This is a genomic window from Streptomyces sp. ATCC 21386 (genome assembly GCF_018728545.1).
Classification (GTDB): domain Bacteria; phylum Actinomycetota; class Actinomycetes; order Streptomycetales; family Streptomycetaceae; genus Streptomyces.
The window spans coordinates 3,876,595-3,892,632 of the sequence record NZ_JAAVVL010000001.1 but is presented as its reverse complement, the minus strand read 5'-3'; the positions used below and the strand labels follow the sequence as shown (position 1 = coordinate 3,892,632).

12 protein-coding genes are annotated in these 16,038 nt (G+C 74.4%); 5 read left to right on the top strand and 7 right to left on the bottom strand.

Annotation, left to right across the window (positions count from 1 at the left end; all coding sequences use genetic code 11):
- Positions 1 to 36: 36 nt before the first annotated feature.
- From GWK25_RS17020 to GWK25_RS17005, 4 genes are all read right to left on the bottom strand, one after another.
- Positions 37 to 4,740: a hypothetical protein gene (locus tag GWK25_RS17020; RefSeq protein WP_215451048.1), complete on the bottom strand. Its 4,704-nt coding sequence runs from the start codon at positions 4,738 to 4,740 to the stop codon at positions 37 to 39.
- A gap of 82 nt (positions 4,741 to 4,822) precedes the next feature.
- Positions 4,823 to 5,701, bottom strand: a complete 879-nt coding sequence (locus GWK25_RS17015) for a hypothetical protein (protein WP_184896517.1) — start codon at positions 5,699 to 5,701, stop codon at positions 4,823 to 4,825.
- 148 nt (positions 5,702 to 5,849) lie between these two features.
- A complete protein-coding gene (locus GWK25_RS17010) occupies positions 5,850 to 7,373 on the bottom strand; it encodes a hypothetical protein (RefSeq protein WP_215451047.1) in 1,524 nt (507 codons plus the stop codon).
- Between the two features lie 122 nt (positions 7,374 to 7,495).
- Positions 7,496 to 8,194, bottom strand: a complete 699-nt coding sequence (locus tag GWK25_RS17005) for a GntR family transcriptional regulator (protein ID WP_215451046.1) — start codon at positions 8,192 to 8,194, stop codon at positions 7,496 to 7,498.
- A gap of 140 nt (positions 8,195 to 8,334) precedes the next feature.
- On the opposite strand from GWK25_RS17005, the gene GWK25_RS17000 reads away from it, so the two are divergent.
- From GWK25_RS17000 to GWK25_RS16980, 5 genes are read left to right on the top strand one after another with little or no spacing between them, the layout of a single operon-like run.
- On the top strand, positions 8,335 to 9,654 hold the full coding sequence (locus tag GWK25_RS17000; RefSeq protein WP_215451045.1) for an MFS transporter: 1,320 nt from the start codon (positions 8,335 to 8,337) through the stop codon (positions 9,652 to 9,654).
- Entirely contained in the window at positions 9,651 to 10,535 is an 885-nt protein-coding gene (locus tag GWK25_RS16995; RefSeq protein ID WP_374200615.1) for a putative hydro-lyase, read from the top strand. Before GWK25_RS17000 ends, GWK25_RS16995 begins: the two co-directional genes overlap by 4 nt.
- A gap of 26 nt (positions 10,536 to 10,561) precedes the next feature.
- Entirely contained in the window at positions 10,562 to 11,320 is a 759-nt protein-coding gene (locus GWK25_RS16990; RefSeq protein ID WP_215451044.1) for a LamB/YcsF family protein, read from the top strand.
- Positions 11,317 to 11,928 carry an allophanate hydrolase subunit 1 gene (locus tag GWK25_RS16985; RefSeq protein WP_215451043.1) on the top strand — a complete coding sequence of 204 codons (612 nt, stop codon included), beginning with the start codon at positions 11,317 to 11,319 and terminating at the stop codon, positions 11,926 to 11,928. Before GWK25_RS16990 ends, GWK25_RS16985 begins: the two co-directional genes overlap by 4 nt.
- The gene (locus tag GWK25_RS16980; protein ID WP_215451042.1) at positions 11,925 to 12,797 is read left to right on the top strand and encodes a biotin-dependent carboxyltransferase family protein; all 873 of its coding nucleotides are present in this window, start codon (positions 11,925 to 11,927) and stop codon (positions 12,795 to 12,797) included. Before GWK25_RS16985 ends, GWK25_RS16980 begins: the two co-directional genes overlap by 4 nt.
- Positions 12,798 to 12,840: 43 nt before the next feature.
- Here the strand turns inward: GWK25_RS16980 and GWK25_RS16975 are convergent, their stop codons facing one another.
- From GWK25_RS16975 to GWK25_RS16965, 3 genes are read right to left on the bottom strand one after another with little or no spacing between them, the layout of a single operon-like run.
- Complete coding sequence (locus GWK25_RS16975) at positions 12,841 to 13,689, bottom strand: SGNH/GDSL hydrolase family protein (protein WP_215451041.1); 849 nt, start codon at positions 13,687 to 13,689, stop codon at positions 12,841 to 12,843.
- Positions 13,686 to 14,870, bottom strand: a complete 1,185-nt coding sequence (locus GWK25_RS16970; RefSeq protein WP_215451040.1) for a glycosyltransferase — start codon at positions 14,868 to 14,870, stop codon at positions 13,686 to 13,688. Before GWK25_RS16970 ends, GWK25_RS16975 begins: the two co-directional genes overlap by 4 nt.
- Complete coding sequence (locus tag GWK25_RS16965) at positions 14,867 to 15,997, bottom strand: glycosyltransferase family 1 protein (RefSeq protein WP_215451039.1); 1,131 nt, start codon at positions 15,995 to 15,997, stop codon at positions 14,867 to 14,869. The genes GWK25_RS16970 and GWK25_RS16965 overlap by 4 nt, the downstream gene beginning before the upstream one ends.
- Positions 15,998 to 16,038: the final 41 nt, after the last annotated feature.

The following is a 16,038-nucleotide window of genomic DNA, read 5'->3' as shown; positions in this document are numbered from 1 at the left end:
TCCGTTGTGGCTGGTCGCGCAGTTCCCCGCGCCCTTTCAGGGCGCGGCCGTGGTGGGCCTCTTGTACATCCTCGTCGCCGTGATCTCCGTGTGGGCCGTCTCTCCCGGCTGGGGCTGCTGGGGCAGGCCCGGGCGGAGGTGTTCCTCCACGCTGATGTACTTGAGGCCCGCTCGTAGGTCGGCGTCGTTGCGCAGGCGGATGACCAGGGGGAACTCCGCCAGGGCCGTCGTGTCGAACAGACCGGTGGTGTAGAGGAGCTGGACGCCGAGGGCGTCCGAGACCGCCCGCTGGAGTTCCAGCAGGTATGTCGCGTTGGCGCGTCCGATGGGGTTGTCCAGGAACAGGGTGCCGGCGTGACGGTGCTTGTCCCGGCCCCGGTCGTTGCTGCGCAGCGCCGCCATCGTGCAGTACAGGGCGATGGCCGCGGTGAGCAGCTGGCCGCCGGAGAAGACGTCACCCATCTGACCGACGGGGACGCGCTCGGCCCGCAGCACCGCGTCCGGCTTGAGGATCTCCACGGCGACGCCCCTGGGCTGGAGCGCGGCGCTGACGCCCCGCAGCAGCAGGGACATGCCGTCGCGGCGCATGTCGGAGTTCTTCTTCACGGCCGCGCGGGTCGCCTCGTCGACGACCTCGCCCAGACGTTCGGTGAGGGTGGCCTGGTCGGGCTCCTCGAAGCGGATCCGGAGGAACTCCTGGCCGGACCACTCCCCGAGGCCCTCGGGGAGCCGGGAGAGCCGCTGGGCGGAGCGCAGGGTCGCGAGGGCCGACTCCACGAGGCCCCGCAGCCGGTCGACGATGGAGTCCCGGTTGCGCTCCAGCTGGGCCAACTCGTCGGTGAGGACCCGGAGTCGGGGCGCGAACGCGTCGGCCCACTTCTGTGCGTGTTCCGGGAGCGAGGCGGCGGGCAGCTCCCGGATCTGCTGGCGGGCGGGCGTGCGGACCTGTTCGTAGCGCGTGGAGTTGGCGTGGCGGACGAGGACGTCGCTCGCCTCGCGCACGGAGCCCTCGGCGGCGGAGAGGTCGGCGGCGCAGCCGCGCAGGGAGCGGCGGGCCTCCGCGGCGGCCCTGCGGGCCTCTTCGAGCCCTCCGGGGTAGGGCTCGGGCTCCTCCTGGTCGTCGTCAGCGGAGTGGTCGCGCAGGAGGTCCCGCAGGAGGGCGGCGGTCTCGTCGAAGCCACCGGCCGCGTCCTCGGCGGCGCGGTGGGACTCCAGCAGCTCGGCGTGGGCTTCCCGGGCCTGTGTCAACGCCTCGGCGCGGGCGGCCAGTTCGGCGGTGGCCGTACGCAGCAGGGCCTGGGCGTGGTCGGCGTCGCGCGGGAGCAGCTCCTCGGGCAGTTCGGTGTGCGCCTCGCCGTCCTCCGGCGCGTGCCGCTCGGCCTCGCCGCGCAACCGGCCGAGTTGCTCGCTCGCGGTGGACATCCGGGTTTCCAGGAGCTGGACGAGTTCCTCGGCACGCGCGGCCGCCGCCTGCCGCGACGGCCCGTCGGAGCCGTCGGGCGACTGGAGCAGTTGCTCGGCGCGGTTGCGGACCTTGTTGGTGAGCCGGTCGAGCTCGGCGATCGCGGCGCTCTCGTCGCTCTCGGCCCGCGCCTGCTCGGCCCTCAGGTCGGCACCGACGCCGACCTTCTCGTACACCTGGGACGCGGCGCGGTATGCCTCGCGCAGGGCTGCGAGGGGCTGCTTGGGCGCGTCGGAGTCCGTCTCCGGTACGTCGTCGGGGGCGCCCGCGATCTCGGCGCGCTCGGCGCGCAGCGCACGCGCCGTGCGGCGGGCGTCGTCCGCGCCGCGCTGGGTGGCGCGCCGGTCCTCGTCGGCGGCGCGGGCCCGCTCCAGACAGGCCTGGGCGCGGGCCTCGGACTCGGCGGCCTCGTCGGCGAGTTCACGGAGCTTGACCTGCCAGCCGGCCCGCTCGCGCAGCCGGAAGGCCAGTCCGGCGAGGGCGTCGGCGGCACGGCGGGACTTCTGTGCAGCCTCCTGCCGTTCGTCCCGCACCTGAGCCGCCTCGGCGGCCGCCTCCTCGGCCTCGGCCCGAACGGTCCGCGCCTCGGCGAGCTCCGCCTCGGCCTCCTCGGCGAAGGCGCGCGTCTCCCGCGCGGTGTCGGCCAGTTCGGTGAGCCGTCCCGCCGGGCAGCCCGTGCGCCAGGAGGAGAGCCGGGCCGCCAGCTCCCTGTCCTTGCCGAGGCGGGCCGCCAGCTCCCGGATCTCCTCGTCCCGCTCGCCGGCCCGCGCGCGCAGCGCCTGCCGCTCCTCGTCGGCGGCGTGCTCGTCGTGCATGGCAGGGTTCGGCGGGACGAGGAAGACGTCGGACGCGTGCCCGTCGCCCGCGTCCATCGGTGGCGTCGGGGCCAGCAGGGCGGCGGCAGTGCCGACGGCCACGGCGGACCTCGGGAGCAGTGCGGCGTCGCAGAGTGCCTCGCGGGCCCGGGCGTGCGAGTCCGGGTCGGTGATGATCACGCCGTCGACCAGCTCGGGGCGCGCGGCGAGCACTCGGGCGTGGTCGGTGGGGTCGACGGCCTGGGCGAGGTAGCGCCAGCCGGGGAGGGCGGGGATGCCGTGCTCACCGAGGAACTCGACGGTGGCCAGGACGTCCGGGCCGGGGGGCAGGAGTCCGCCGTCGCCGAGGGCGCCGAGGATGCGGGAGTCGTCGGCCGCGGCGGTCCGCAGCTCGAAGAGGTGGCGCTCGGCGGACGACACGTTCTCGTCGAGCAGTTCGCGCAGTTCGTCGGCGAAGCGGTCCAGCTCCTCGGGGGTGAGGGGGCCGCCGACGGCGTCCGCGCCGGACGACCGAGCACCGGCGGCGACACCCGCCGCGCCGTCCGCGTCGGCCTCGTCCCCTCCCCTGCGAGGACCCGGCACCGCGCCCGGCACCACGCCCGCTGTCCGGCCCACGGCACCCGGCAGACTCAGCAGCTCCGCCAGCCGCTCCTCCGCCGCGAGGGCCTCCGCGGTGCGTCGCTCCCCGTCGTAGGCGCGCTCGGCGGCGATCGCCGCGTCCGCCGCGCGGGCGGCCGTGAGCTCCGCGCGGGACTCGGCGGCGGCCGCCTCCCGGGCGTGCTCGGAGGCGCGGCGCGAGGCCTCGCGCGCGGTGTCCCAGGCGGCGACGGCCGTCTTCTCGGCGTCGCTGGCGGCGAGGGCGGCCCTGGCCGGGTCGGCGTCGGGCGCGCTGTCGTCCAGCCAGCCCGCGCGGACCGCCTCGGCGGTCTCCTGCTCGACCTCGCTGAGCCGCTGCTTGAGGTGTCCCACCTCGCTGCGGGCGCGCTGTGCCTCGGTGGCGGCGACGGTGGAGTCCCGGTAGGCGGCCTCGCCGACCTCTTGCAGCGCGGCCGACTTCTCCTCGCCCTCGTTCGCGAGGTCCTCGGCGCTCTCGGCGGCTGCGTGCAGGGCGCGTACGAGGTCGACGGCGGCCTTGGCGCGGGCGGCGAGCGCGGGGGCGGCGTCCCGTTCGGCCTCCTGGATGGCGGACGCCACCCGGGCGACGCGGTCGGCGGCGGCCCGGTGCCTGAGCACCGCCTCGGCGGCCTGCCAGGCGGAGTGCAGGGTGCGCGCGTCGGCCAGCTCCCGCTTCTGTGCCGCGGCCGACTTCTCCGCGGCGGCGAGCGCCAACGAGGCGTGCCGGTAGGCCAGTTCGGCGGCGATGAGGGCGCTGCGGTCCCGGGCGGCCTCGGAGTGCGTGACCGCGTAGGCGGCCGCGGTGACGCGCTGGGCGAGATCGGTGCCCCGCAGTCGCTCCCGGGCGGCCCGCGCCGACAGGCGCCGCGCCAGGGTGCGGGTGCGCCGCTCGGCGCCCGCGTGGACGTCCCGGGCCCTGGACCTCCCCTCGGCCGCCTCCACGATCCGGCCCAGCAGATCCACGGACCCGGCCGTGAAGTCCCGCTCGGCGATCAGCTCCGCCCGCCGCCCGAGCTTGTTGCCGAATCCGGAGACGAGGTCGGCCAGTCCGTCGGTGTCCCGGGTGTCGGTCACGGCCCGCAGCAGCAGGTCGGTGAAGTCGGAGTCCTTCTTCACCGCGAAGAGTCCGGCGGCCTCGCCCTCGTCGGCGTTCATCTCGCGCTGGTAGCGGAAGAGTTCGGGGTCGAGACCGAGGTCCGTCAGATGCTCGTTCCAGCGGTCGTGGATCTCCTCCCAGTGCACTTCGAGGTGCGGATACGCCTTGCCCGCGTCGGTGAGGGCGTCCCGGAACCCCTTCATGGTCCGCCGCCGCCCCCGCGCGCCGGACGCGCCCTCGACGGACGGCCGTACGGCGGTGGACTCGGCGACGGGCAGATTGTCGAGGCTCAGACCCGGGCCGGGCCGGAAGGAGTACCAGGCCTCGGCGAACTTCCGCGGATCGTTGGAGACCTGCCGCCCCCGCCACTCGCTGACCTTGCCCACGACCACGCACTCGCCGGTCAGCGTGTGCTGCCACTCCAGGGCGACGTGGCCGCAGTCGTCCGCGAGCAGGAACTTCCGTAGCACTCCGGAGCTTGCGCCGCCCAGCGTGTTCCGGTGGCCCGGCAGCATCACCGAGAAGATCAGCTTGAGCAGTACGGACTTGCCGCCGCCGTTCTCCAGGAAGAGCACCCCGGCCGGCGCGGGCCTGCGCGGCGGCTCGGTCGGCTCGTCCTCGAAGAACTCCGCCTGCTGCGGCGCGGGGTCGGGCACGTACTCGCCCACACCTCTCAGGTCCAGCACGGTGTCGGCGTAGCGCGCACCGGCCGGCCCGATGGAGTAGAGGCGGACCCGGGACAGCTCGTACATGGCGGCGGACTTTCGCGGTCGTGACGGTGGATCGTGCGGGGGGAGGGAGGTCGAGGACGGTGGTCGGGGACGGAGGTCGGGGTCAGGAGTGGAACGGCAGTCCGGCGTCGGCGACCAGCTCCAGGTCGTCGGTGTCCTCGGCGGGCAGCAGCGTGGCCGAGCCGTCGGTGACCGGTACGACGCCCAGTTCCAGCAGTTCCGCCATCGCGGCACTGCCCGCCATGTCCCGCACCTGGAGCTGATAACGCGCGGTCGTGCGATACGTACCGCCGTTGTCGTCGCCGGTGCGCTGGAGGAAGCCCGAGTCGGTCAGGAAGCCGACCGCCTTGCCGATGATGCCGGTGGTGGACCCGGCGAGCCGGCGGGCGTCCTTGGTGGCCCCGGTGGAGCTGCGTCGCGCCCAGATCCGCCAGGCCGACTCCAGGCCGGGCGCGTCGGTCGCCGGGTCGGTGTTCTCGCCCTGCTCCTCGGCCCGCTCCTCCAGCCGCCGACAGGCCTGCCGTACGAAGGCGTCGACGCCGTTGACCGAGACCCGCCCGATGTATCCGTCGTCCGCGAGGTCCTCCGGGCGGGGGAAGGCCATCGCGGCCACCGCGAGGTGCGCCAGCCCGTGCAGGAAGCGGTCCACCGAGTCCGCCGACGTCCGCCGTGCGTACTCGCCCATCCGCACCGCGAAGACGGAGTCCTCGGCGGCCGTCACCGCCATCCCCGCCCGCGGCGACACCTCCAGGACGACCAGCCCCAGCCCGGTGGCGACGGCGTCGGCGAGCCGGGCGAACGGCGGATCCTCGCGGTACCGGCGCAACAGCTCTCCGTACTCCTGGTCCCGGGCGGGCTGCAGCTTCGGCTGAAGCCCGAAGGAGACGAGCCGAGCTGCGTCGGCGGCGTCGGCGGGAGTGAGGGCGGCAGCCACCGGAGCGGCTGCCGTCTCCGGCTCACTCCACTCGACATGCTCACTCACGACAAGAACTCCTCGATCTCATAACCAGGGGGAACGGCAAGCGCCCTCGCAGGGGCGCGGGACGGTGACATGCGCGGCTCCGCCGCATGGGCGCGGTCAGCCACGAACCGGCCGCCCACCGCCGACGGCCGGATTCCCGACGGCGTCCTCACAGCGCCTCCCTGTCCGCCGCCATGCCGGCGGAATCCAGCAGAGCCATGCCCACGATCAGATCGGCCCCACCGAACTCGGGGTCGTCCAGCTCCGTCCCGTCGTCCACGGCGAACAGCAGCCTCTCCTCCCCCTGCCGATAGGCCGTACCGACCGGCGGACTCGCCGCGTGCACAGCCAACAGGGCGACCAGATAAGGCAGTTCGGGGTCCTGGAGCCGTGCCTCGGCCAACAGCCCGGACAGCCGCCGGGGCGCGTCCGCCGGCAGATCCAGCAGCGCCTTGGCCGCCGCCAGCTGCTCCTCGCTGAACCGGCTGTCGTCGGGCGTGGCGATCAGATCGGGCTCCGGCATCTCCACCCCGAGGTGCTCCCGCTCGACGGGCGGGGTGAACAGCAGCTCCACGAGGTCCCCGACCCGCACGGATCCGGGTGTGCGCAGACCGGTGCCACGAGCGAAGAACGCGTCGGTCACCCGTCGCGCCTGCTCCACGGGCAGGGGCAGCAGGGGTCCGACGAGATGCCCGTACAGATCTATCCCGGAGGTCGTCATCGGGGTGGCGAAGGCCTGTCGGTCCTGCTCGGCACGGAACAGCGGACCGGCCTCCAGCAGGCGGGACTGCAGCTGTGTGTGCCGCCGGATGCAGTCCTTGACGATGTCGACCAGCTCGGCGGCGCGCCGCTTCTGCTCGGGATCCTCCGACTCGTCCCGGGCCTTGCGGATGTTCGTGAGGATCGCGTTCTCGTGGCGATAGCGGTCGGCGACGTGGTCGAGGGCCTCGGCGATCATGTCGGGCACGCTCTGGAGCCAGTCGACCGCGCGGACGTTGCGCCGGGTCGCGTCCAGGGCCTTGCGCAGCGTCTCGGAGTACTGCACGGTCCGGTAGCGGGCCTGCTCGGCGGCGAGCTGGGCGTCGGCGAGGCGGCCCCGGCTGATCAGGACCTCCAGCTTGACCTCGGCGGCGATCTGGGCGCTGGTGACGTCGGTGTCGAGGGCGCCCACGAGTACGTTGACGGCCTCGTCGGTGGTGCGGAGATAGACACCGCCGCCGTAGCCAGGGACCTCCTCGATCAGTTTGAAGTCGTAGTCGCGGCGGACGTAGGTGCCGTCGGGGGTGAAGGTCCCGTACACCGCCCGGAAGCCGCGGTCGACGCTGCCGACGTTGATCAGGTTCTCCAGGACCCAGCGGGCCACCCGCTCGTGCTCCTCGACGGGTCGCCCGGGAGCCTGGGCGGCGATGCGCGGAATGAGGCGGGCGACGATCTGGTCGTGGTCCGCGCCCGTGTCGAAGTCCATGTTCAGGGTGACCAGGTCGATGGCGGCGAGCGCGACCTCGGCCATGCCGTACACCGTGTACTCACCGGCGAGGTTCGCCTTGCGCGCGTCCAGGTCGTGCAGCGGCGCGGTGCAGGCGAGCGCGCGCAGCCGCCGCGCCAGTCCCTCGTCGGCAGCCGGCCCCTGCGCGGGGCGCGGCCCCGCGCTGAGCTGGGGCGGAACGCTGTCCGTCGATGCGGGTGAAGTCACGGTGCACAGACTAGGTCCTGGGTCTGACAACGACCCAAACGCGCCGCCCGACGAGCCGCCGAGCCTCCCGACGAGCCGCCGAGCCGCCGGATGAGCCACGGCAACGTTCACGGGGCGGCCGCTCACGGGCCGCCGTGCCGCACCCTCCGCCCGTAGACCTCGACCATGCGCCGCAGCGAGTCGTCGAGATACTCGACCAGCATGCGCTCGGCCTCGGCCCGCTCCCCCCGTTGCAGCGTCCGCAGGATGAGCAGGTTGCGCGCCAGGTACGGCTCGTACAGCTCGCGCGGATTGTCCACCACGTGGAACGCGAGCCTGAGTTCGGCGAAGACGCTGCGCATCAGCTCGTCGGTGCGGGCGCTGCCGGCGAGCGCGACCAGCTCGCGGTGGAAGTGGATGTTGGCGGTGGACACGCCTTTCCAGTCACTTTCGCGGGCGTCCCGCTGCCCCTCCGCGACGGCTTCGGCGAGCCCCTCCAGGCGGTACGGCGGGTCCCCGAGCCCGCGCACGACGGCGCACTCGACGAGGCGGCGGGTGCGGTAGATGTCCTCCACGTCCTCGACGGTCAACACCCGGACGAAGACGCCCCGGTTGAGCTCGTGGACGAGGAGACGTTCATGGGTGAGCAGGCGGAACGCCTCGCGGAGGGTGTTGCGGGAGACGCCGAGGGCACCGCCGATGCTGTCCTCGGAGAGCCGGGTCCCAGGGGGGAAGAAGCCTTCGGCGATACGGCTGCGAAGGATGTCCGCAACCCGCTCGGCGGTGCTGGTGCGTCCCAGGAGGGCGCGGTCGTCGGCAAGTCCCGTCAGTTCGGCGGCCATGCCGGAATTCAAGCGCAGACACGAGAACGAAACAACAGGGGTATTGAAGGATCGTTCAACGATCCTCTACCTTGCTGGACAGGCGCCCCCTCTCCACGGCTCAGTCCTCACGAACCCTCCCCCCTCACCGCGAGGTGCTCATGAGCGCGAACCCTCCCTCCCAGGCCCTGACCTCCACGAGCGAACCTCACCGCGACGGCCCCGTCGCCGACGACGGCCCCTTCGGCTGGCTGCGGGCCCTCGGCCCGCGCGGCCGCCGCGCCTTCGGCGGCGCGTTCGGCGGCTACGCCCTCGACTCCTACGACTACTTCACGCTGCCGCTGAGCATGGTCGCGCTCACGGCCTACTTCGGTCTGGACAACGGCCAGACCGGGCTGTTCACCACGGTCACCCTGGTCGTCTCGGCCATCGGCGGCGCCGCCGCGGGTGTGCTCGCGGACCGGATCGGCCGGGTGAAGGCGCTGATGATCACCGTGATCACGTACGCCGTGTTCACCGTGGCCTGCGGCTTCGCGCCCAACTACGAGACCCTGCTGGTCTTCCGTGCCCTCCAGGGGCTCGGCTTCGGCGGTGAGTGGGCGGTCGGCGCGATCCTCGTCGCCGAGTACGCGAGCGCCAAGCACCGCGGGCGTACGCTCGGCGCGATCCAGAGCTCGTGGGCGGTAGGCTGGGGTCTGGCCGTGATCGTCTACACGATGGTCTTCTCCTTCCTCGACGACGACCTGGCCTGGCGCGTGATGTTCTGGACCGGCGCGCTGCCCGCGCTGCTCGTGATCTGGGTGCGCCGCTCGGTCGAGGACGCGCCGAAGGCCGCGGCCGCACGTGAGCGGAGCGCCGAGAAGGGCTCGTTCGCCGTGATCTTCCGGCCGGGCACGGCCTCCGCTCCGGGGCTGCTGCGCACCACGGTGTTCGCGGTGCTGCTCTCCACCGGCGTCCAGGGCGGTTACTACACCCTGGCGACCTGGGTGCCGACCTATCTGAAGACGGAGCGCGGTCTGTCGGTCGTCGGCACCGGCGGCTACCTCACGTTCCTGATCTCCGGTGCCTTCGTCGGTTATCTCACCGGCGGCTATCTCACCGACGTGCTGGGCCGCCGCCGGAACATCTGGCTCTTCGCCGTGCTCTCGGCGCTGTGCATCCTGGCGTACGCGAACATCCCCGACGGTGCCAACACGCTGCTGCTGGTGCTCGGTTTCCCGCTCGGGTTCTGCATGTCGGCCATCTTCAGCGGCTTCGGCTCCTTCCTCAGCGAGCTGTACCCGTCGGCCGTCCGGGGCACCGGGCAGGGCTTCACGTACAACACCGGACGCGCGGTCGGCGCCGTCTTCCCGACCACGGTCGGCTTCCTCGCGGACAGCTGGGGCGTGGGCGGCGCGCTGGTCTTCGGCGCGCTCGGCTACGGCCTGGCGGCGGTGGCCCTGCTCGGCCTCCCCGAGACACGTGGAAGGGAACTCGTGTGAACGACATGACCACGCGGCACGCCGGCCCGGCCGCCACTGCGCACGAGCGTCCGGCCGCCCCCGCCACCCCCTACGACCGCCCCTTCGCCGCCGCCGACCCGCGCGCGCACGCGTGGACCCCCGAGGGCGCACGCGCCCGGTTCCGTTCGGGCGCCGCGGGCCCCACCGCCGGGGTGGCCGCCGGACACACCCAGGCGAACCTGATCTCGGTGCCCGCCGACTGGGCCTACGACATGCTGCTGTTCTGCCAGCGCAACCCCAAGCCGTGCCCCGTGCTCGACGTCACGGACGCCGGAGCGTGGACGACCCCGCTGGCCCCGGGCGCGGACCTGCGCACCGATCTGCCGCGCTACCGGGTCTGGGAGGACGGCGAGTTGGTGGGCGAGCCGACAGACGTGGTCGACGTCTGGCGCGAGGACCTGGTGTCGTTCCTGATCGGCTGCAGCTTCACCTTCGAGTCGGCGCTGACCGCCGCGGGCGTGCCGATGCGCCACGTCGAGCAGGGCCGCAACGTCTCGATGTACGTGACCGACCGCATGTGCCGGCCCGCCGGGCGGCTGCACGGTCCGATGGTGGTGTCGATGCGCCCGGTGCCACCCGCGCACCTGGCGGCGGCGATCCGGGAGAGCAGTCTGCTGCCGGCCGTGCACGGTGCTCCGGTGCACTGCGGCGAGCCGACGGGCCTCGGCATCGCCGACCTGTCCCGTCCGGACTTCGGCGACCCCGTGGACGCCGAGCCGGACGACATCCCGGTGTTCTGGGCCTGCGGGGTGACACCGCAGGCCGCCGTGACGGCCTCACGCCCCTCGTTCGCGATCACGCACGCACCGGGGCAGATGTTCCTGACCGACGCCCGCGACGAGCAGTACCGAGTCCTCTGACACACCCGAGCGGGAGAATGGGATCCATGAGCTCCATCGATCTGAACGCCGACCTCGGCGAGGGCTTCGGCCGTTGGACGCTGACCGACGACGAGCGGCTGCTCTCCGTCGTCACCAGCGCCAACGTGGCCTGTGGCTTCCACGCGGGGGACGCGATCACCATGCGGCGGGTCTGCGAACTGGCGGCCGAGCGCGGTGTCCGGATCGGTGCCCAGGTCTCGTACCGCGACCTGGCGGGCTTCGGGCGGCGCGCGATGGACGTGCCGCCCGCCGAACTGGCGGCCGAGGTGGCGTACCAGATCGGTGCCCTGGAGGTCTTCGCACGCGCGGCGGGCACGCGCGTGTCGTACGTGAAGCCGCACGGCGCGCTCTACAACCGCGTCGTGCGCGACGAGCGGCAGGCGGCGGCGGTCGTCGACGGGGTACGCCTCGCCGACGCCACGCTGCCCGTCCTCGGACTGCCCGGCTCGCGCCTCCTCGCGCTGGCGGAGGAGGCGGGGCTGCCCGCCGTCACCGAGGCGTTCGCGGACCGCGCGTACACCGACGCGGGCACGCTGGTGCCGCGCGGTCAGGACGGTGCCGTGATCACGGACGGCGACGCGGTGGTGGCACGGTCGGTGGGCCTCGCCGACGACGGCACGGTGACGTCCCACTCCGGCGCGCGCATTCCCGTGCGGGCCCGCTCCCTGTGTCTGCACGGCGACACACCGGGCGCGGTGGAGCTGGCCCGGCGGGTGCGGGCCGCACTGGAGGCGGCGGGCGTGCGCGTGGAGGCGTTCTCATGAGAGCACTGCCGGTCGGGGACCGCGCCCTGCTGATCGAGGTGGGGACGGGCGAGGAGGCCGCGGCCCTGCACGCCGAGCTGCTGCGCCGCCGCGCGACGGGCGAGCTGTCGGCGACCGAGATCGTCCCCGCCGCCCGCACGGTCCTCCTGGACGGCCTCGACGTTCCGTCCCGCCTCGCCGAACGCCTCGCCTCCTGGGACATCCCGCCGGTCCCGCCGCGTGCGGAGGACGTCGTCGAGATCCCCGTACGGTACGACGGCCCCGATCTGCCGGAGGTCGCCGCGCACTGGGGCGTCGACGAGGCCGAGGTGGCCCGCATCCACGCGGGTGCCGAGTACCGCGTGGCGTTCTGCGGCTTCGCCCCCGGCTTCGGCTATCTCACGGGACTGCCCCGCGAGGTCCCGCGCCGGGCGACCCCGCGCACCTCGGTCCCGGCGGGGTCGGTCGCCCTGGCGGGCCCGTACACCGGCGTGTACCCCCGGGCGTCCCCGGGCGGCTGGCAGCTGATCGGTACGACGGACGCGGTGCTGTGGGACCACGCGCGCGTGCCGGCCGCGTTGCTGGCGCCGGGCACCCGGGTCCGCTTCACCCCCTTGGAGACGCCGTGACGGACGATGCCCTCGTGGTGGTCCGCGCGGGCGCCCTGACCACCGTCCAGGACCGGGGCCGGCCCGGCCACGCCCACCTCGGTGTGCCCCGCTCGGGCGCCCTGGACGCACCGGCGGCCGCCCTGGCCAACCGTCTGGTGGGCAACGCCCCGGACGCGGCGGTGCTGGAGACCACCCTCAGCGGCTGCTCCGTGCGCCCGCGCTCGCCGGTCACCGTGGCCGTGACCGGCGCACCCGGTCCGGTCACGGTGGACGGCCGTCCGGCCCCGTGGGGCGCGCCGGTGCGGGTCCCCGGCGGGGCCCTCCTCGACATCGGCCCCGCCCGCTCCGGCGTACGCGGCTATCTGGCGGTCTGCGGCGGTGTGGCCGTCGAACCGGTGCTGGGCAGCCGCTCCACGGACCTGCTGTCCGGCCTCGGCCCGCCCCCGCTGACGGACGGCACCGTGCTCCCGCTCGGCCGCCCGGGCCGCCCGCACGCGCGCGTGGACGTCGTCCCGCATCCGGCGCCGCCCTCGGAGCTGGTGCTGCGCGTCACCCTGGGTCCACGCGACGACTGGTTCACCGACGCGGCGCTGCGCACCCTCACCCGGCATCCCTATGCCGTGTCGTCCGCGAGCAACCGCATCGGGCTGCGGACGGAAGGGCCCGCCCTGGAGCGCTCCCGGGCAGGTGAACTCCCCAGCGAGGGGATGGTGCTGGGCGCCGTCCAGGTGCCGCCGGACGGCCGCCCGGTCGTCTTTCTCGCCGACCATCCGACCACCGGGGGCTATCCGGTGATCGCGGTCGTCCACCCGGCGGACCTGCCCGGCGCGGCCCAGGCCACGCCGGGCACGCCGGTGCGGTTCGTCGCCGTCCGCCACCGTCGCTGACCGGGGGCGGCGCCCGGCGGCGGAGCGGGCGCCCCGGGCCGCCTCACGCCACCTCCGGCCGTTGCTCGGCGACGGACAGCGCGGCCAGGGCGGACGCCACCGCATGGGAGGCGGACAGGTCCAGGCGGGCGCTGGTGCCGCGCGCCTTGTGGCGCACCTCGGCGGCGGCGAGGGCGAGGAGCTGCGGGAGCAGGTCGGTGCAGCGCCGGGCCACCCAGCCCGTCCCCGCGGTGGCCAGCCACCACAGGCCGGCTCCGCGGGTGGGGGCCGGGGAGTCTGGCTCGGCGGAGGGCGCGGGGCCCGTGGCGACTCCCGCCCCGGCGAGCAGGGCGTGGAAGCGGAGGGCGAGCTGCCGGTGCCCCCGCTCGCCGGGATGCAGCCGGTCCGCGCTCCACATCGCGCGGTCCGTCAGCCAGGCACCCTCCGACGCGTGCAGATGGACGGCGCCGTGGCGCTCGGACAGCGCGTGCACGACGGTGTTGACGGCCCGCTGCCGCCGGGCGAGGGGCCGGGCGAGCGCCCCGGGCAGGCCGAGCATCGCCCCGGGGTCGGGCAGACAGGCGGTGAGCAGCACGGCTCCGGACGCCCGGAGGGCGCCGTAGACCGTGTCGAGACGGGCGGCGACGGCGTGGATGTCGAAGGTGCACCGCAGGGTGTCGTTGACGCCGATGACGACCGAGGCGACGTCCGGGCGGAGGTCGAGCGCGGCGGTCAGTTGCCGGTCCAGGACGTCGCGCGTCTGGGAACCGCTGACGGCCAGGTTGGTGAACTCCACGCCGGGTCCGAGCCCGTCGGCGAGCAGCGCGGCCCAGCCCCGCCAGCCGGCCGCGACGGGGTCGCCCACGCCCTCGGTGAGGGAGTCGCCGAGGGCCACGAACCGCCGGGCTCTCATCCCACGCCCTCCCGCACCGGGCGTCCGACGGTCGCGTCGTGCGCGGCGAGGAAGGCGTCCACCGCGGCCTGCCAGCCGAAGCACTCGGCACGCGCGCGTGCCGCCTCCCTGCGCTCGTCCTCGGAGCGGTCCAACAGCAGTTCGACGGCGTCCGCGAAGGACCTCCCGTTGTCCGCAGCCGTGGCGCCCGCGGCTCCGATGACCTCCGGCAGCGCGGAGGAGGAGCTGGCCACCACGGGCGTACCGCAGGCCATGGCCTCCAGGGCGGCCAGACCGAACGTCTCGGCGGGGCCGGGGGCCAGGGCCACGTCGGCGGACGCCTGCAGGGCGCCCAGCGTCCCGCGGTCGCCCACGTGGCCCAGGAAGGTCACCGGCAGCCCTCGGGCGCGCTGTTCCAGCCTGCCGCGCAGCGGCCCGTCCCCGGCGACGACCAGCACGGCGCGCCGTCCGCGCGCGAGCAGCGCCTCCAGGGCGTCGACGGCCGTGCCGGGCCGTTTCTCCACGGACAGCCGGGAACACATCACCAGCAGGATCTCGTCCACGCGCGCGTGCCGCTCCCGCAGTCCCCGGTCGCGCAGGGCGGGGTGGCGTCCCACGAGGTCGACACCCAGGGGTGCCCGGACGACGTTCCGCGCGCCGATCCGCACGAACTCCCGTTCGGTGAACTCGGTGGTGCACACCACCCGCGAGTAGGTGTGGGCCGTACGGACGTTGAGGGCGTCCGAGGTTCGCCTGGCCATGCCCTCGGAGAGCCCCCAGGTCCGCAGCACCCCGTCGGCGGTCTCGTGCGAGACCATCACCGCGCGCACCCTGGCCCGCCGGGCCCACTTCCCCGTCCAGCGCAGTGTGGTCCGGTCGGAGACCTCCAGCCGGTCCGGCTCCAGCGACTCCAGGAGTCCCGCCACCCGTCGTCTGTCCATGAGGACGCGATAGCCGCCGGTGCCCGGCAGCAGCGGTCCGGGCAGTGTGATCACCCGCCCCTGCTCGGTCGCGCGGTCGGTGTACCGCTCTCCGGGCACGACCAGCACGGCCTCGTGTCCGGCCGCCTCGTAGCCGCGGCCCAGTTCCCGCAGCGCGGTCCGCAGTCCGCCGGAGGAGGGCGCGACGAAGTTGGCGAGCCGCACGATCCGCAGCCCTGTCCGGACACCGTTCCTCGATGCCCCGTCGGCAGTGGTGCTCATGCCGCCACCGCCGTCCGCGCCGTCAGCACGTCGGCGTAGTGCCCGATGAGCTGGTCACCGACGGCCGCCCAGGTGCGCCCCTCGACCATGGCCCGTCCGGCGGCCCCGTAGGCGGCCCGCAGTGCCGGGTCGGCGGCGAGCGACCACACGGCGTCGCGTACGGCGGCCGCGTCGCGCGGCGGGACCAGGAGACCCGTGCGCCCGTGGGCGACCAGGTCCAGCGGGCCCCCGGCGGCGGGCGCCACCACGGGCACCCCGCTGGCCATGGCCTCCTGCACGGTCTGGCAGAAGGTCTCGAAGGGGCCGGTGTGGGCGAAGACGTCGAACGAGGCGAAGATCCGCGCGAGTTCGTCGCCGGTGCGGCGGCCCAGGAAGACCGCTCCCGGCAGCGCTTCGCGCAGCCCGGGTTCGCTCGGCCCGTCGCCCACGACCACGACCCGCGTGCCCTCCAGACCGCACACCCCGGCGAGCAGTTCGATCTGCTTCTCGGGGGCGAGACGGCCGACGTAGCCGACGATCAGCTCACCGTTCGGGGCCAGTTCGCGGCGCAGTGCCTCGTCGCGCAGGTCGGGGCGGAACCGGACGGTGTCGACGCCGCGCGGCCACAGGCTGACCCGTGGCACGCCGTGTGCCTCCAGGTCGCGCAGGGCCGCGCTGGAGGGGGCGAGGGTGCGGTCGGCGGCGGCGTGCACGGAGCGGATGCGCCGCCAGGCCGCCGCCTCACCGGCGTGCACGTAGGTGCGGGCGTATCCGGCGAGGTCGGTCTGGTAGATGGCGACGGCGGGGACACCCAGGCGGGCGGCGGCCGCCATGCCCCGCACGCCGAGGACGAAGGGGCTGGCCAGGTGGACGATGTCGGCCCGGTGTTCGACGATCGCCGCCGCGACCCGGCGACTGGGCAGGGCGACGCGGACCTGGGGGTAGCCCGGGAGCGGGAGGGAGGGGACGCGGACGACGGGGCACGGCGCCCGGAGGTCGGCTCCGGCACCGGTTCCCTGGGCGGTGGCCGGGGCCACGACGAGCGGGGCGTGCCCCCGCGCGACGAGGTGCCGCGCGGTCTGCAGGGCGCAGTGGGCCACGCCGTTCACATCGGGGGGAAAAGACTCGGTCACTATGACGACACGCATACCGGTGTTGTCGTCGTGCTGGACGTGGCCGCGTCAACGTG